The sequence below is a fragment of the Halomonas terrestris genome, from assembly GCF_049166755.1.
Lineage (GTDB): Bacteria > Pseudomonadota > Gammaproteobacteria > Pseudomonadales > Halomonadaceae > Halomonas.
In genome coordinates, this window is the sequence record NZ_JBMHFZ010000009.1 from 95827 (window position 1) to 109694 (window position 13868).

Sequence of the window (13868 nt, forward strand, 5' to 3'; positions counted from 1 at the left end):
ATGAAAATAGCAAGACCCGATAGTTTTCGATCTTCATTAGTGACATCCCCTCCAAAAAGCAGAGCCTTGCCAAATATATATACAATAACTACGACCAATATTACAGCCCCAGCATTCATAATGTGAATTCCACATCTTTTTACTTTCCCCAAGGTCAACCCCTCATCCACATGAGCATCCAGTGTAATAACTAGCAGCTATGTTTTCAGCTGACACGCCGACCACAGTACCAAGTACAGCTCTCGATCTTTTATTTACATCTATCTCTTTTGGAGGAATTCTAAAAATCCTCTCCACAGCCCTGCGCGGCAGGCTGGGTTCAACAGTTTTCCATTTTGGTCTTATAATAATTTTTGCGAATTTTGCTCCTCCGAGCCCACCCAGCATTGCTAACCCTCCACTTGCAGTGGCATCTATATATGCTGAGACGCCTGATTCACCACACTCAATATTACTCCTATAAAAAGACGCTAATACCGAAGCTGATACACCCATAGCTACAGACCCACCACCGCTAATGAAACCAGCAGCACCAGCCTGCACACCATTTAAAAAAGCATCACTTAAATCTCCGCCTTGATATATGGTCATTCCTGCACTAACCGCAAACCCAAGCCCACCACCAATCAGCTGAGGTGCCATCAACCCCTCAGGATCAGTGAAGTAGAGCGGGTTAGCCTCGGCATACAGATAAGGATTCAACCCACCCATCAGCCCGATCGGGTCGCTGGTGAGGTACCGCCCGGTCTGCGGGTCGTAGTAGCGGTGCCAGTTGTAGTGCAGGCCGGTCTCGGCGTCGTGGTACTGGCCCGGGAAGCGCAGGTTGAACGTCAGGCTGCCGCTGGTGATGGCGTCGCCGAAGGGCCGGTAGTGCGCTTCCCAGGCGATGGCGCCGGTGGCATCGGTCAGGACCTGGGGTGTGCCCAGGTGATCGACGTGGATGTGGTAGATCTCGCCGTCTGCGAGATAGGCCAGCGGGGTGCCGTCCAGCCAGACATATTCGGCCAGGGTGGCGCCGCTGTCGCCGTCGATCTCCGCCAGCAGCTCGCCGTCCGGGCCGTAGAAGAACCGGGTCGTGGTGCCGTTGACGGTCTTGCTGGTGCGCTGGTGGTAGACGTTGTACGCGTAGCTGGCGGTGGTGCCGTCCACCGTGGCCTCGGTCAGCCGGTGGTGGCTGTCGTAGACGAAGCTGTCCTGGCCGCGCTGCACGAGGTTGCCGGCGGCGTCGAGCTGGTAGCTCTGGGTTTCGGCCTCGAGCAGCCAGTTGTTGCTGCGGTTGACCTGGTAGCTGTGCCGCTGGCCGTCGCTGAGCCGCGCCGTGCGGTTGGCGTTGTGGTCGTATTCGAAGCCCAGGGCGCCGTAGCCGCCGGTGGCGGCGGTGAGGCGATCGGCGGCGTCGTAGCCGAAGGCCTGATTCCGGGCCGACTGGAGCAGGTCGTCGATGCTGGCGACGTTGGCGTCCACGGTGTGGCCGTAGTCGCGCTCCAGGATGCCGGGCACGGTGATGACGTCGACCTGGTAGGCCTGATCTAGCGTCCGGGTCTCGGTGAGGCCGTTGCCGCGGGTCTGCGATGTGATCGGGCCGAACGGGGCCCGATCGATCTGGTTGGCGAGCACGGTGCTGGTGCCGTCCTTCTCGGTGGTGACCTGTTCCACCCGGCCGGCGCTGTCGCGCTGGTAGGTCACCACCCGCCCGCTGGGGTAGGTGATGGTCTCGATCTGCCCTGCCCCGTCGTAGGTGTAGCTCAGGGTGTGGGTGTCGCCGTCGACGCTGCGGGTCTCGCGCTTCACCTCGCCGCTGGGGTGGTAGTCGAAGGTGGTGACCCCGGCCCCGTCAGTGGCCGAGGTGAGACGGCCGATGCCGTATTCGGCGCCGGGATCGTCGTAACCGAGGATGACGTCAGGCTCGGCCGGGTCGTCGGTGGCGATGCGGGTGAGCCGGTTGAGGGCGTCATGGCTGTAGGTGGTGACCTGGCCCAGGGCATCGGTGCGGGTGGCCAGGTTGCCGGCTTCGTCATAGGTGAATCGGGTCTCACCGCTATCGGGGCTGACCAGGCGAGTCACGTCGCCGAAGCCGTTGTGATAGTAGCTGGTGCTGCGCAGCCGGTAGTCACTGACCTGGATGAGGTTGCCGGCGTCGTCGTAGCGCAGGTCGGCGCGGCGGCCGAGCGGGTTGGTGACCCGAGTCGGCTGGTGGAAGCCATCGTAGTCGACACCGTAGGCATCCCCGGCGGGATCTTCCTGGCGGATCAGGTTGGCCACGCGGTCATGATCACGCTGGGTGGTGTGGCCCAGGGCGTTGGTGATGGCCAGCAGCCAGCCGTTCTCGCCGTACTGGCGGGTTTCCTGCCAGTGCACGGTGTCCTGGGCATCGCGCAGGCGGGAGAGCTCGGGATCGCCCAGGGCGTTGAGGTCGTGCTCGAGGCGATTGCCGCTGGCATCGGTGGTGGCCACCCGCCGCTGGGCGTCGTCGTAGTGATGGGTCAGCGTGGCGCCGTTGGGCAGGGTCTCGCCGATCAGCAGGCCGGCGGGGTCGAAGGTGAAGGTGGTGGTGCCTGTCGGGCCGGTGAGGCTGATGAGCCGCTGGCGATCGTCGTAGGCCAGGGTCCAGCTGACGCCGTTGGCGTCGGTGAGGCTCTGGGGCCGGCCATGGGCGTCATGGCCGGCGAGCTGGGTGACATGGCCCAGGGCGTTGGTGATGGTGGTCAGGTTGCCCTGGCCGTCGTAGTCGAAGGTGGTCAAGTCGGTGACGTCGCTGCGCGGGCCGTCGATGCTGGCCAGCTGCCCGGGCACCCCATCCTCGTCGGGATGGTAGGTGTAGGTCCAGGTGCGCTCGCCGTCGCCGTAGCGCTCGGCCACCCGGCTACTGGTCAGCCGGTAGCGATCGTCGTAGCTCAGGGTGGTGACCCGCTGGGGCTCGGTGATGGCGATCGGCAGGGCCACCTCGGGGTGCCAGCTGGTGGTCACGGTGCCGCCGTGGGCATTGGGGGCACGGGTCTCGAGGCCGCGGTCGTTGTGCTGGAAGTCGCGGCGCTGGCCCTCCTCGTCGGTAATCCGCGAGACGAGGCCTCGGCTGTCGTACTCGAAGCTGCGAATCCCGCCGTCGAAGCCGGTGCAGGGGGCGCCCTCGATGGCCTCGGGCTTGAGTCGGCCATTGTGACGGGCATAGGTCAGGGTCTGCTCGTGACCCAGGGCGTTGGTGACAACGGTCTGGCCCGGGGCGCTGTAGTCGAGGGTGGTGCGGTTGACGCCGTCGGCGTGCTCGCTGAGCACCGCCCTGCCCTGGTCGTCATAGGCCCAGGTGGCGACCCGGATGCCGCGCTCGTCGATCCAGCCGGTCAGCAGCGCCGGGTCGTGTGGGTCGTCGTAGACGTACTGCTGGAACGTGGAGTCGGGGAAGGTGACCTGGGTCAGGGCCTCGCCGGTGTAGCCGTACTGGGTGAGCTCGCCGGCGGGGTCGATCACGCCCACCAGCTGGTTACTCGCCCACTGGAAAGTCAGGGCGCGGCCGTAGGCATCGTCGACCGCCTGCAGCTGGTCGTCCTGGTAGCTCAGGCTGAGGACATTGCCGCTGGAGCGCTCGATGCGCAGCAGCCGGCCCGCGGCGTCATAGGTCTCGGTGTGGCCGTCGGCGCGATGGTAGTGCCACCGGGGCGCCCCGCCGTCTGACTCACCCTGAATGAGCCGGTCGCCCGAGTGCCAGGTCGGGAGCCAGGCGTCGCCGGCCTGGTAGAACGCCAGTCGCTGGCCGTCCTGGCGCACCAGCACCACCATGTAGTCGCCGTAGCGCTCGGGGTCGACCTCGAGGCTGCGCTCGAACGAATGGCGCCACAGGCCCAGGTCCTGGCCGCCGTCAGTGTCCTGGCTGTTGTAGACGCGCTCGAAGACCAGCGGCTCGGCGCCGGCGGTGGCCACGTCCACCGCCGCCTCGAACTTGTTGCCGGTACCGGCGTGGATCGGGTTGCCGACGCACAGGCCGTCGTCGGGGCGGCCCAGATCGCGGTTGAGGAACGGTGAATCCGCCATGGCCCCGGTGTCCGGGCGCAGTTCGGCCACCCGCTCATAGACCGTGGAGGGCTCACCGGTGCAGGTGGCGGGGTCGTAGTCCCCACCGCTGTTGTCCAGGTACAGGAAGCACACCCGGGATTCCAGGCGGCCGTCGGTGTAAGGCGTCTCCTCGATCCAGTCATTCAGGTAGGTGCCGGTCAGTGACTCGGCGATGGAGCGGTAGTCCACCACATAGTCCTGAGCGAGCTCAGGCGTGGCGAAGCGCAGGTCCCGAACCTCGGTGCTGACCCCGGTGATGTACCAGTTGGCCATGGCCGGCACCGGCGCCAGCAAGAGCATCGCCAGCGTGGCGCGACGTGGAAAACGAGACATGGGCACTCCTACGAAAGGCGATGTGGTAAGGGCGGTGCGTTTCTTCCAGGACGGCTACCGCACGACCGGGACAGGTGCCGGCCGAGGGGTTGTACAGTATCGAGGCCTTAGCGGGTGGGACCCGGGTCGGGTCGTGCCCTTCAAGGGCGTTTCGGTGCAGGATTATCTACCGTGCAAGCTCCTCATCAGCTGCCAGCTCAAAAGAAAAACCCCCGCCGGTCATTGCGACCAGCGAGGGTTGAGTTAGGTGGCCGAGGCCACTAGAAAAGCAAGGGCACTGTGCCAACCAAGAAACCCAGTATGCCCAGCCCAGCACCGATCAGACCCAGGCGCAGGGAGTGGCGGACACTGAGATCCTGATGGTTCCAGAACCAGAGATACACCTCATGCATGCGAGCACGGCGGACTTCGAGCTGCACGGATTCCTTGAACTTGATATTCAGGGCATCCACAGCGTCGTAGTCGAGTGCAACAGAGGTGCGGCCTACTCCCGGCAACCCTGCTGAGCCCATGACGTATCGCATCACCTTGTCCCCCGTCCCCGGGTTGATGATGACCACCGGCTCACGCCGAAAGAACCGACGCTTGTCGATCCGCTTCGAGTCCACCCAGCTGCTATGAAGCCGGATGATGCAGTGCTGCAAACCAGAATCTTCCGGCGGCAGGCGGACAACTGTCTCGATCCACATGGCATTTCTCCTAAAGTGGATGTCGAGGCATTCCCTGGCGGGAGTGGCCCCCGACAGGGTGAAAGAAAACCGCCGCCCCCTCTCGGGGACGACGGCTGAGATCACGCAGCACAGGACAAGGCCTGGCCGGCGATCGACGAAGCGCCCTTCCCCAGCACGTGCCGGGCAGGAACGCTGGCGAGATCGGTAATGACCGACTCGCCATGCTCACGGATGTGATCCGCATCGTAGACGCCCACCGAGGCGCCAGGGCATTCAGGCTCGGGACCACCGCTGATCACAGGCAACGCGAAGATCTGTCCTTGCAGACGGATCTCAACGCCATGCTGCGAGACGGCCATCGGCCAACCCTGGTGGCGACCCTCGCCAACCAGCGCCAGCCGTCCTGAGAGGACATCAAGGGTGGCGGGGACCCAGTCCAGGTCTTCGCCACCAATCGTGCCGTCGTTCTCAGGGTCCAGCACCTGCACCTCGACCTCCAGGAGGTGGTCATGAGGAAGACCGGCTGCAGCTCGCAGCGACCTTCCCAGAGCCATGCCGACAGCTTCGAACTTCGGGAAGCAGACGGATTGGCCCAGCACCTCATGGGCTCGGGTATCCGACAGGCCACGAATCAGCGTCTCCGGCACTCCCTTGATGCGAGCGTGCTCGCGGGGAGTGAACAGACGTGACAGTGAGCTATCGTGCGGATGCACCAGGAACGGCTCCGTGCTGCGGGCCTTGGCGTAGCCGCGCCCCACGGTGCCACAGGAGGCCTCGGCGCCGGTCAGCAACTGGCGCTTGAAGCCCTTGCCAGCCGCTTCGTCCCGCTTCGCCTTGTCGGCCAGGTAGTCGAAAGACTTCCAGCGGTCCTCAGCGATGCGCTCGAATGGCTCCAGAACATCTTCGAGGCTGGCTTCCTTGGCCCTGTGTGGTGTCACCGCATCCAGATCAAAGGCACCTTCCAGCCCCTTCGATATCGCCACGAAGCACAGGCGATTGCGATCTTCGAGAACGCCGAACTCATTGCCGTTCAGCACCCGCTCTTGAACCTCATATCCCAGGTCATTCAGGACAGAGCGAATCACGGACATGCTGGCAGAGCTCTGATATTCCGGCACGTTCTCGCCAATCACCACGGCAGGGTTGAGCACCTTGATGAACTCGAGGAACGAAAAGAACATCGCGCCGGCGGCTTGATGATCCTCTGCATGCTCGAGCTTGTTCTTCGAACGCCCGCTCCGGCTGGCGCCGGTGCATGGCACCCCGCCGCACAGAACATCCATCTGCGGTGGGTTTCGACCGAGGTCAACATGCTGCACGGGAGACTCGATCGGGATGGAGGTGTCATCCCAGAGCTCGGGATTGTTCTCCAGGCTCGCGTTCAGGTAGGTTGATTCGATTTCGACGGCAACGCCGATCTTCGACGCGACGCCGACACGATCCAACCCGGAGTGAAGCCCCGCATCCAGGCCCCCACCACCGTGGAAGAGCGACGCTACGCGCAGGGGCTCCCCGGTCCTGATCTTCGAGAGCAGCCGCTCCACCCGCTCAGCCACCTTGCCTTCCTGGTGGTGGGCCGTGACAACGATCTTGCCCTTGGCAATCAGCACCCGCAGCATGGCCACCCCATCGAAGAGCTCCGCCAGTTCAGCGCGGGTGATGTCGATAACGGGATAAAGGGTGCCGTTGCGCTGGCGCTTCGAGACCATGTACTTGCCGTCATCGTGGAGCTTGATGACAACGCGTGCATCCTCGAGGGCCAGGTCATACCGGTCGCCAGGTTGGTACCCTTCACGCGCCAGCTTGGCGCCATCCAGGTAGATGCGGCGCTTGCCGCGGGTCTCGCCCAGCTTGGTGTTGACGATTGTGGTCATGGGTCTACTCCATCAGAGAATGCAGGGCCACAACCGCCCCATGGCGGGGTGGAGGCCCCGCAGGGGGAAAAGCCGGACCCTAGGGTCCGGCTGGTTCAGTCATGCGTCAGTCGTCCAGCTGACCCGCCTCTGCAAGCGCATTGAGGAAGTCATCAGCACGTGCCACGGGCGGTGGCCCGAGGTACACGACGTCAGCACCAGATTGGCTCTTCGACAGGAACTCAGGCGCCAGCGGAATCCACTTGGATCGCCGCAGACAGAACTTCGTATCCAGCTTGAGTGTCGGCATTTCCGCATGGGTGATCACGATCTCTCCGGCGCCTTGGCACTCGGTACGCTGGCTGGTGCCATACGCAATCCGAACGCGTCGATTGGCGACGTCGAGATCCATCACATATCCCGGGCGGAACTTGGGGCCTGGATGGCGAGGATTTTCGTCCTCTGGCCACCAGACCAGCAGCACTCCGCCCACGAGGGCAGAGAGGGGGCTAGCCATAGCGTCCTCCTGCCCAGTGGGCACAGTTGTGGTTAAGGCGAGATCACGCGGCCTTCAACACACCGTTCTGCACCAGGAAGTCCTCGATCGAGGTTCCCAGCGCAGCCGGTGAAAAGTCGGCTCTGTGGTCACGCATCCCATCGCTGATGAAGCGATGGATCAGCTGCTCGGTGGTGATACCGAGCTGGCTTGCTCGCGCCTCCAACCGCTCGGGCATGGTCGCCCTGGGATGGAATTGCAGCTTGATGCTAGGGGCCCCGGTGTGGCGAACCGACACGCGGGTCACTGCAGTGGTCATGAGGTGTCTCCTTATCGAGTGGAGCCACCTACCCTCCCGGGCGCGGTGGCCCGATCAGCGGGGTGGGGGAATGAACGATCAGCCGAACAGGTCGAAGTGCTCGAACAGGTCGACGTCGTCATGGCGCTTCAGCTGGCGAAGGAGCTTGGTGATCTCCTTGTGCTGCCAGTAGGTGCACTCGGCACCTTGGACACAGGCCCAAGCCTGATCATCCTCTTCCTGGCAGTCAGTGCTGAGCCAACGGTAGTTGAGTTCATAGGAGGCTCGCTTACCGTCAAAGCGCTCATAGGGTTCATCGAGGCGGGTCAGGGAAAGGAAGTTGCTGCCCTTGCCCTGCGCAATAAGCGCCGCCTGGAAGCTTTCTGAATAATCCACGAGGGATTCTGCGTGCGACATGGGTCATCTCCATCGATCAGGGGACGCACCATGCCGTCTGGGCAGGTGCGCCCAGAGGCAGTACAGGAAAATGCTGATTGTTTTGACAGTGGCCAGCGCTTCCACTGATTCGCTCCCAGAGGGAGAGAAACCTTGCTTTCCGCTGCAGGCTGAACGACGGCAACCTGTAAGGGAAAGCCCCCTCGCGAAGGGGCTGGTTCTGCAGTCAGTATACCCACGAGGTGGGTGGGGGAAAGGGGCCGTCGCACCCTTCAAGGGCGTGAACGCTCTCGTCGAGTGCGAAGGTCACCGAATCGGCCTGGTGCCGAAGGCACGACCGGGGCTATTCGACCTCGGGTAACGCGGCGCCTTCCAGGGCATCCGCCGCCTGGCGAAGGTGCTCGCCGGTCAGCACGAATCGCTCTCCTGACGGCGTCCTCACCGAGTGGAACCCCGCAAGCGCTCGCTCAAGCCGGCGCCAATAGGCCCGCTCGGTACAGTCCGGGGTCGGCTTGGTGCCCTCCCAGGCAGTGGCGAAGGGCTTCAGGGCCTCGATGAGCGGCTCGACATGCTGACGATGCTGCAGTCTGGCCTCATCGAGCTCGCGCTCCAGCTGCCCTAGACGGTGCAGGGCCCGTTCCAGTTCTTCCTGGTTGCTGTCGCGTTGATGCTCGACCAGCTTCAGCACGTGGTCGGTCATGATGGATCACCTCTCGGTCATGACAGGGCCCGCCCCGGAGGACATGGCCCCCGGGGGTTGGCAGTCGGCCATCGCACGATGACCGCTCATTACAGCGTGATGGGCTATGCCGCTTCGGACGCCGGCTGGAACGACAACGCCGAGGAGTCAGCGGGATCACTGAGCAACCGACCCGAGAAGCCCCGGGTGGCGGGATGCAGCATGATCCTGGTGGGCGGTGTGGTCGGCGGAAACCAGATGGCCTCCTCCGCATCCTGGGCATCGAACACCCAGCCACCATGGTCGACCTGGTAGTCCAAGGCTGCATCAAGGGAACCGAACCCGATGAATGAGAGATCGTGAGTCATGGGAATCTCCTGCTGGCAATGCCGCAGACGCCGGCCCGGGGGCACAACGGTGCTTGCGGCTTGTGGTTGATAAAATCTGCTGCTTGTTTGAGAAGGCCAGCGCTACCTTCATCGAGACCGGCAAGGCCAGTCTGATAGGGTCATCCTACGTCCTCACCTCGCGCCTCACCTGATCGGTGGTGCGCTTAGAGGGCATGACGACGCAGGCTTTCCGCTGCCGGCATTCGCGCCAGCAAGGGAAAGCCCCCTCTTCCTGAGAAGAGGGAGCCGTCAGGCAAGGCTAGACAGCCCGCCAGAACATCAGACGATCCGCCAGGTTGGCGCCATGGTCATAGGCGTCAGACCAGCTTGCCTTCGTCTCGTGGGTGCGGCCGAAGCCGTCTCCCCAGCGTGCACGCTCCCAGCACCCCTGCGCATAGGCGTAGGGCAGTGAATCACGGAAGCGCCGACGGGCAGCCTTCAAGGCTTTCTTTAGTACACGGGGCATGGCAATCACTCCTGGTCAGTTGTGTCGTCAGTGGCATCGGCCACAGCGTCGATCTCGGCGATGGTCGCGCAGGCCCCCGCAACGGAGGGGCCGTCCTCGTGGTTGCGCGGATAGATCTCCACAGCAACCGCTACACCATCGGTCAAGACGTAGACGCTGGCGGCATCCAGCACTGTGATCCAGCAGCTGGGATGGCCATCCTTCAGGGAGTAGTCGGTATCCTGGTTGAACTCGAGCGGTTGCTCGTCGTCACCAGGGCCGACCTCGGCAGGGCCTTCCTCGGACATCTCATCATCGACGTCCTCGTAGCGGCACTGCCATGTCGCGCTGTAGCAACGCGACACCTCTTCGCTCACGTCTCCCGTGGTCACACGCAGCGAGTTGAAGAGCTGCCCTTCTCGGTAGCCTTCCTGGATCAGCTCGGCGAGACACGCCTGGGCGTGCTCCTCGAGGAACTCCTCATGATCCGGGTGCGGCGCCTTGCCAGTGGCGTCATCCGCCACCTGGTAGGTAATGGTCAGTCGCTTCTTCATGGCTTCCTCTCTCATCGATGAGGGAGCCTCCCCCCAGCGGGAGAGGGCTCCCGGCGGGATGGGTCAAGCAGCGGCGTGGTCCGACGCGAAGTCGGCCGGTGTGATCCAGGTCGAGCGATCGTAGAGATCGACCGACTTGGTCAGGCAATGCTCGCCCTTGCGGGCGTACATGGCCGTGATCGACCCCGTGAGACGCTCGGACATCAGAAAGAACTCCATGCCCTCACGGGTACCCATCTTCGCCGGCGGCAAGGCAGACAGCATCTCCACGTAGGTGTCGTCGCTGACGGGCTGTGCCGGCTTATCGGTGTACAGGCGACGGTGTGCCGCCTTGATCAAGGGCTCCAGCTCATCCCAGGTGACCACCTTTGGCGATTCGAACGCCGTGGTCCTGGGGTGGGCCAGATACTCCTCAACGGTCAGGTTCGGCCCCTTGTCGTTGTAGAGATAGCCGGTGTAGGCGACTCGACGATCAGGGGTTAACGGATTGATGTTGGTACCGTCGAACTCATCGGCATCAATCAGGTACAGCTCTTGGGGCTGGCTAGTCATGAGGTGTCTCCTGGACATGGGGACACCTGCCCTAGCGGGCTCGGTGTCCCGATAGGGCAAAGTTCAGAATGCCCGCAAGGGGCAAGGCAGAGGCGTCAGGCGATACGGCGCAGCTCGGTGGGATAGGCCTCGAGCTCGGCACCGGCATCATTGACGAGCCGGATCACGCTTCCGGCATACTCCTCGTCGCTGCGCTCCTCCTCCACCAGCTCCGGCGCCGAGGCCACCCGGTACAGACCGGAGGAAGCATCGTCATCGGGATCACGGTAGTAGAGGTGCTCGCCCACCATGGCCGGGTGCTCTGCATCCACCGTCGGGAGCAGGTACTCGGCATGGTGGACCACGATGGTGATCGGCTTACCTTCCACCTGCGGGAGATGGGGGTGGGCCTCCAACATCGTCAGAACGTCGTCGTGCTTCTCCGCTCGAGCGGTGAACTCGAAGAAGTAGCCCTCCTCGTTCTGGTAGACGACGGTGTAGAGATGCGACGTCTGTGGCTGCAAAGCAGCACACAGGGCATCGATCTCTGCCGCATACTCCGGGTTGTCAGGCTGCTGCTCATCATGGACATCACTGAGGATCTCGAGGATGCGCTGGGCCTGATCGGAAGTAAGGGTGGTGGTCATGACATGCTCCTTGGGTAATGCCCAAGCGCACGTCGCCCCAGCGGGGGCAACGCCCGCCGGGCAGGGTCAAATCGCTCAATGAGCGATGGGAGTGGCGCTCAGCGCCAGGGGAAAGGTCAGATCACGGCTGGGCCGATCACTGTGGTAGGGGATTCAGTGGTGGTGCTTCCTGCGCCGGATCAGGACATAGAGCCCTGCACCCAGGGTGCCGAACATGATCAGCAGAATGGGAGACACGCCGACCAGGAACTCAAGCAGGTCATTCATGACTCCTCCTCCGTATCCATGTCGAGCATGGCCTTGATGGTGCTTGCCGCACAGGCCAGCAGGAAGAACAGGACAGATCCCGCGTAGGCGGTGGCCTGCTTGTCGGGACGGATGACCGTACCCAGCAGTGCCGCCACCAAGCAGGCTGCCGACATCGTCGCAGCCGATCTATCCACCACATCCAGCATAGCACGCAGCATCAGCTCGCGAGCTCGCTTCATGCCCATGGTGCCCTCCTGGTGAATCACAGGAAGGACACCCCCGCCGGGAAGATGTCTTCCCGTGAAGGCTGAGGTTCAGGTCTCGCGTAGGGACACGCTCGACCATGAAAGGTGCTGTCGCACCGGTGGTAACGCAGAGCACGGCGGGGCCGCTCGCTGCGGAAGGTAATATGCTGATTGTTTTTACAGTGGCCAGCGCTTCCACTGATCGCTCTCCAGAGGAGAGAGAAACTCGGCTTTCCGTTCTGGGCTGGCGCGAGCCAGTCCTGAAGGGAAAGCCCCCCTTCGCAGAGGGGCTCACCATGCAACCAGTATACCGAATGGCATGGCCGTGAGAAGCACACGTCGTGCCCCTTACGGGTGCTGCGTGGCCTCGACATCGGCGAATTCGGCATCCAGGTAACGGCTCGGACGTTCCAGGCGTTCAGCCTTGGTGGCCTCCCGCCAGGCCTCCTGTTGGCCCCCGAAGTGCTGACCCGCCACGTCTCCTGACGTTTGGCCGATCAACCCTTGCAACTGTGCCAGGTCGGCATCAAAGGCCGGGGCATCCAGATTGTCCTGCTCCACCAGACGCAGCAGGGTCTGATTCACACGCCGCTGAAGATGGGCTTCCTGCGGGGTGAGCTCGTTCATCGTCATCATGTGATGGCTCCTTGGAAGAGCCCAGGGCGGCCAGACGGCCGCCGCAGGGCTGGACGCTGCTCCGGCATGACGCCGGAGCAACGGTAGGCACGGCAAGGACTCTCGCCCTTAGCCATCGAGCAGGCCACGATCCATGGCCATCTCACGCACCTCGGCGTAGGACTTCTCGCTGAGGCCGAGATCACTGCGTGCATAGCCGCGCAGTTCTCCGGGGCTGGAACTCAGGACCACACTGGCCATGTTATCCGCCTCGTCGGCACACACACTCTGCACCAGCGTCTCACGAGCCGTTGAGACCCAGGCATCGAACGTCGAAGCGTCGGCCTGGAATCCCTCAAGCTCTTGGGACAGCTCGGCGACGAGCGACCCCAGCGGGGCCTCGCCATAAACGCCAGAGCGCAGGAGCGCCTCCACCTGGGCCTCCAGGCCCCGGTTGTTGATGCCATCAGAGACGCTTCTGCTGGTGCCGATGTGCTGGAAGACCAGCTCGTCGAAGGCCTCGATGAGCTGCTGCTCAGCCTCAACCCGCTCGTGGGTGAGGTGGAAGCAGTCGGAAGGCGCGAGACAGTGCACCAGCCAGTCGGCCACGGCGGCGGGGTCAACCGGCAGGCTATCGGCGGCCGACGTGTCGGCCACCATCACCGGCGTGATCGCTGCCCTCACCTCGGTCAGGTCGTCCTCCAAGAACATCAGGGCAGCATCGATGAACTCGAGGATCGAGTCCCGCGACGCCACTTCTGCATGGCGCTTCATGACGCGCTCAATGCCCAGGGCATGGGGCTCGTCAGAGCTCTGCATCGACAGCTGGCGGAGGAAGTCCTCCTCGCTGACATCGCTAAGGGTAGCGACGATGGGGTGCAGTATCTCGCAGGCCACCAGGTCGTCCCCGGCGGTCTGCTCACTGAGCTTTTCAATGGCCCAGTCACGCGCATAGGCAATGGCATGGCCCTCGGATGGGAAGACATGCTGTTGGAGATCCGCCAGCGTGCCTCGACGACTCTCGAGGGAGCGGTCCACCAGCGTCAGCTGGGTGAGGCCACTATCGGTGAGGTTGTCGTCTGAGACCTGCTCCGGCCCATGGATGCGCAGCAGCTGGTAAGAAGCGGCAGCGCGGGTGGAGGCGGCCTGGTTGAGTTGGGTAGTTTGCATGATCGTGCTCCTTGGTGATCGCCAGGCGCACGCCATCCCTGACGGGAAGGTCGCCCGCCAGGCTGGGGAACTGCTCAAGCGCCAGCTGGCGCCCGCAGTGGGTTGGGAAAATGCTGATTGTTTTGACAGTGGCCAGCGCTTCCACTGATTCACTCCCGGAGGGAGAGAAACCATGCTTTCCGCTGCAGGCTGGATGATCCACCGGCAACCCGCAGGGGAAAGCCCCCCGGTGGGGGGCTGGACAGGTTGA

At 63.3% G+C, this 13868-nt stretch carries 16 protein-coding genes; 1 reads left to right on the forward strand and 15 read right to left on the reverse strand.

All coding sequences use genetic code 11. From position 1 onward, the window contains the following. Positions 1-162: 162 nt before the first annotated feature. The 15 genes from ACOMD9_RS10880 to ACOMD9_RS10950 form a co-directional block, all read right to left on the reverse strand. Positions 163-4380 carry an RHS repeat-associated core domain-containing protein gene (locus ACOMD9_RS10880; protein WP_421414659.1) on the reverse strand — a complete coding sequence of 1406 codons (4218 nt, stop codon included), beginning with the start codon at positions 4378-4380 and terminating at the stop codon, positions 163-165. Positions 4381-4640: 260 nt separating this feature from the next. After that, on the reverse strand, positions 4641-5069 hold the full coding sequence (locus ACOMD9_RS10885; protein ID WP_421414660.1) for a hypothetical protein: 429 nt from the start codon (positions 5067-5069) through the stop codon (positions 4641-4643). 101 nt (positions 5070-5170) lie between these two features. Beyond that, positions 5171-6925: a DNA cytosine methyltransferase gene (locus tag ACOMD9_RS10890; protein WP_421414663.1), complete on the reverse strand. Its 1755-nt coding sequence runs from the start codon at positions 6923-6925 to the stop codon at positions 5171-5173. A gap of 106 nt (positions 6926-7031) precedes the next feature. Next, positions 7032-7316, reverse strand: coding sequence for a hypothetical protein (locus ACOMD9_RS10895; RefSeq protein ID WP_421414665.1), 285 nt, complete (start codon positions 7314-7316; stop codon positions 7032-7034). Between the two features lie 148 nt (positions 7317-7464). Next, positions 7465-7719 carry a hypothetical protein gene (locus ACOMD9_RS10900; RefSeq protein ID WP_110284723.1) on the reverse strand — a complete coding sequence of 85 codons (255 nt, stop codon included), beginning with the start codon at positions 7717-7719 and terminating at the stop codon, positions 7465-7467. A 78-nt stretch (positions 7720-7797) separates the two neighbouring features. After that, on the reverse strand, positions 7798-8115 hold the full coding sequence (locus tag ACOMD9_RS10905) for a hypothetical protein (RefSeq protein WP_421414667.1): 318 nt from the start codon (positions 8113-8115) through the stop codon (positions 7798-7800). 322 nt (positions 8116-8437) lie between these two features. Further along, positions 8438-8794, reverse strand: a complete 357-nt coding sequence (locus tag ACOMD9_RS10910) for a hypothetical protein (RefSeq protein ID WP_421414669.1) — start codon at positions 8792-8794, stop codon at positions 8438-8440. Positions 8795-8898: 104 nt separating this feature from the next. Continuing rightward, positions 8899-9141 (reverse strand): hypothetical protein, encoded by a 243-nt coding sequence (locus ACOMD9_RS10915; RefSeq protein WP_421414671.1) that lies wholly within the window; start codon positions 9139-9141, stop codon positions 8899-8901. A 280-nt stretch (positions 9142-9421) separates the two neighbouring features. Beyond that, entirely contained in the window at positions 9422-9628 is a 207-nt protein-coding gene (locus ACOMD9_RS10920) for a hypothetical protein (RefSeq protein ID WP_421414673.1), read from the reverse strand. A gap of 5 nt (positions 9629-9633) precedes the next feature. Beyond that, on the reverse strand, positions 9634-10161 hold the full coding sequence (locus tag ACOMD9_RS10925) for a hypothetical protein (RefSeq protein WP_421414675.1): 528 nt from the start codon (positions 10159-10161) through the stop codon (positions 9634-9636). Positions 10162-10224: 63 nt separating this feature from the next. Beyond that, positions 10225-10713 carry a hypothetical protein gene (locus ACOMD9_RS10930; protein WP_421414677.1) on the reverse strand — a complete coding sequence of 163 codons (489 nt, stop codon included), beginning with the start codon at positions 10711-10713 and terminating at the stop codon, positions 10225-10227. Between the two features lie 95 nt (positions 10714-10808). Further along, a complete protein-coding gene (locus tag ACOMD9_RS10935; RefSeq protein WP_421414680.1) occupies positions 10809-11339 on the reverse strand; it encodes a hypothetical protein in 531 nt (176 codons plus the stop codon). Positions 11340-11602: 263 nt separating this feature from the next. Further along, a complete protein-coding gene (locus ACOMD9_RS10940) occupies positions 11603-11833 on the reverse strand; it encodes a hypothetical protein (RefSeq protein ID WP_421414682.1) in 231 nt (76 codons plus the stop codon). A 348-nt stretch (positions 11834-12181) separates the two neighbouring features. Next, the gene (locus ACOMD9_RS10945) at positions 12182-12469 is read right to left on the reverse strand and encodes a hypothetical protein (RefSeq protein WP_421414685.1); all 288 of its coding nucleotides are present in this window, start codon (positions 12467-12469) and stop codon (positions 12182-12184) included. 108 nt (positions 12470-12577) lie between these two features. Next, a complete protein-coding gene (locus ACOMD9_RS10950) occupies positions 12578-13618 on the reverse strand; it encodes a hypothetical protein (protein ID WP_421414686.1) in 1041 nt (346 codons plus the stop codon). Between ACOMD9_RS10950 and ACOMD9_RS10955 the strand changes: the two genes are divergently transcribed. After that, positions 13617-13766, forward strand: coding sequence for a hypothetical protein (locus tag ACOMD9_RS10955; protein ID WP_421414689.1), 150 nt, complete (start codon positions 13617-13619; stop codon positions 13764-13766). The two genes, ACOMD9_RS10950 and ACOMD9_RS10955, sit on opposite strands and share 2 nt — an antisense overlap. Positions 13767-13868 lie beyond the last annotated feature (102 nt).

Excerpts from the sequence above, each read along its gene's own strand:
- ACOMD9_RS10950 (WP_421414686.1), bottom strand. The coding sequence starts at position 13,618 with ATGCAAACTACCCAACTCAACCAGGCCGCCTCCACCCGCGCTGCCGCT.
- ACOMD9_RS10895 (WP_421414665.1), bottom strand. The coding sequence starts at position 7,316 with ATGGATCTCGACGTCGCCAATCGACGCGTTCGGATTGCGTATGGCACC.
- ACOMD9_RS10905 (WP_421414667.1), bottom strand. The coding sequence starts at position 8,115 with ATGTCGCACGCAGAATCCCTCGTGGATTATTCAGAAAGCTTCCAGGCG.
- ACOMD9_RS10910 (WP_421414669.1), bottom strand. The coding sequence starts at position 8,794 with ATGACCGACCACGTGCTGAAGCTGGTCGAGCATCAACGCGACAGCAAC.
- ACOMD9_RS10925 (WP_421414675.1), bottom strand. The coding sequence starts at position 10,161 with ATGAAGAAGCGACTGACCATTACCTACCAGGTGGCGGATGACGCCACT.
- ACOMD9_RS10915 (WP_421414671.1), bottom strand. The coding sequence starts at position 9,141 with ATGACTCACGATCTCTCATTCATCGGGTTCGGTTCCCTTGATGCAGCC.
- ACOMD9_RS10890 (WP_421414663.1), bottom strand. The coding sequence starts at position 6,925 with ATGACCACAATCGTCAACACCAAGCTGGGCGAGACCCGCGGCAAGCGC.
- ACOMD9_RS10900 (WP_110284723.1), bottom strand. The coding sequence starts at position 7,719 with ATGACCACTGCAGTGACCCGCGTGTCGGTTCGCCACACCGGGGCCCCT.
- ACOMD9_RS10935 (WP_421414680.1), bottom strand. The coding sequence starts at position 11,339 with ATGACCACCACCCTTACTTCCGATCAGGCCCAGCGCATCCTCGAGATC.
- ACOMD9_RS10955 (WP_421414689.1), top strand. The coding sequence starts at position 13,617 with ATGATCGTGCTCCTTGGTGATCGCCAGGCGCACGCCATCCCTGACGGG.
- ACOMD9_RS10940 (WP_421414682.1), bottom strand. The coding sequence starts at position 11,833 with ATGGGCATGAAGCGAGCTCGCGAGCTGATGCTGCGTGCTATGCTGGAT.
- ACOMD9_RS10945 (WP_421414685.1), bottom strand. The coding sequence starts at position 12,469 with ATGATGACGATGAACGAGCTCACCCCGCAGGAAGCCCATCTTCAGCGG.
- ACOMD9_RS10920 (WP_421414673.1), bottom strand. The coding sequence starts at position 9,628 with ATGCCCCGTGTACTAAAGAAAGCCTTGAAGGCTGCCCGTCGGCGCTTC.
- ACOMD9_RS10880 (WP_421414659.1), bottom strand. The coding sequence starts at position 4,380 with ATGTCTCGTTTTCCACGTCGCGCCACGCTGGCGATGCTCTTGCTGGCG.
- ACOMD9_RS10930 (WP_421414677.1), bottom strand. The coding sequence starts at position 10,713 with ATGACTAGCCAGCCCCAAGAGCTGTACCTGATTGATGCCGATGAGTTC.
- ACOMD9_RS10885 (WP_421414660.1), bottom strand. The coding sequence starts at position 5,069 with ATGTGGATCGAGACAGTTGTCCGCCTGCCGCCGGAAGATTCTGGTTTG.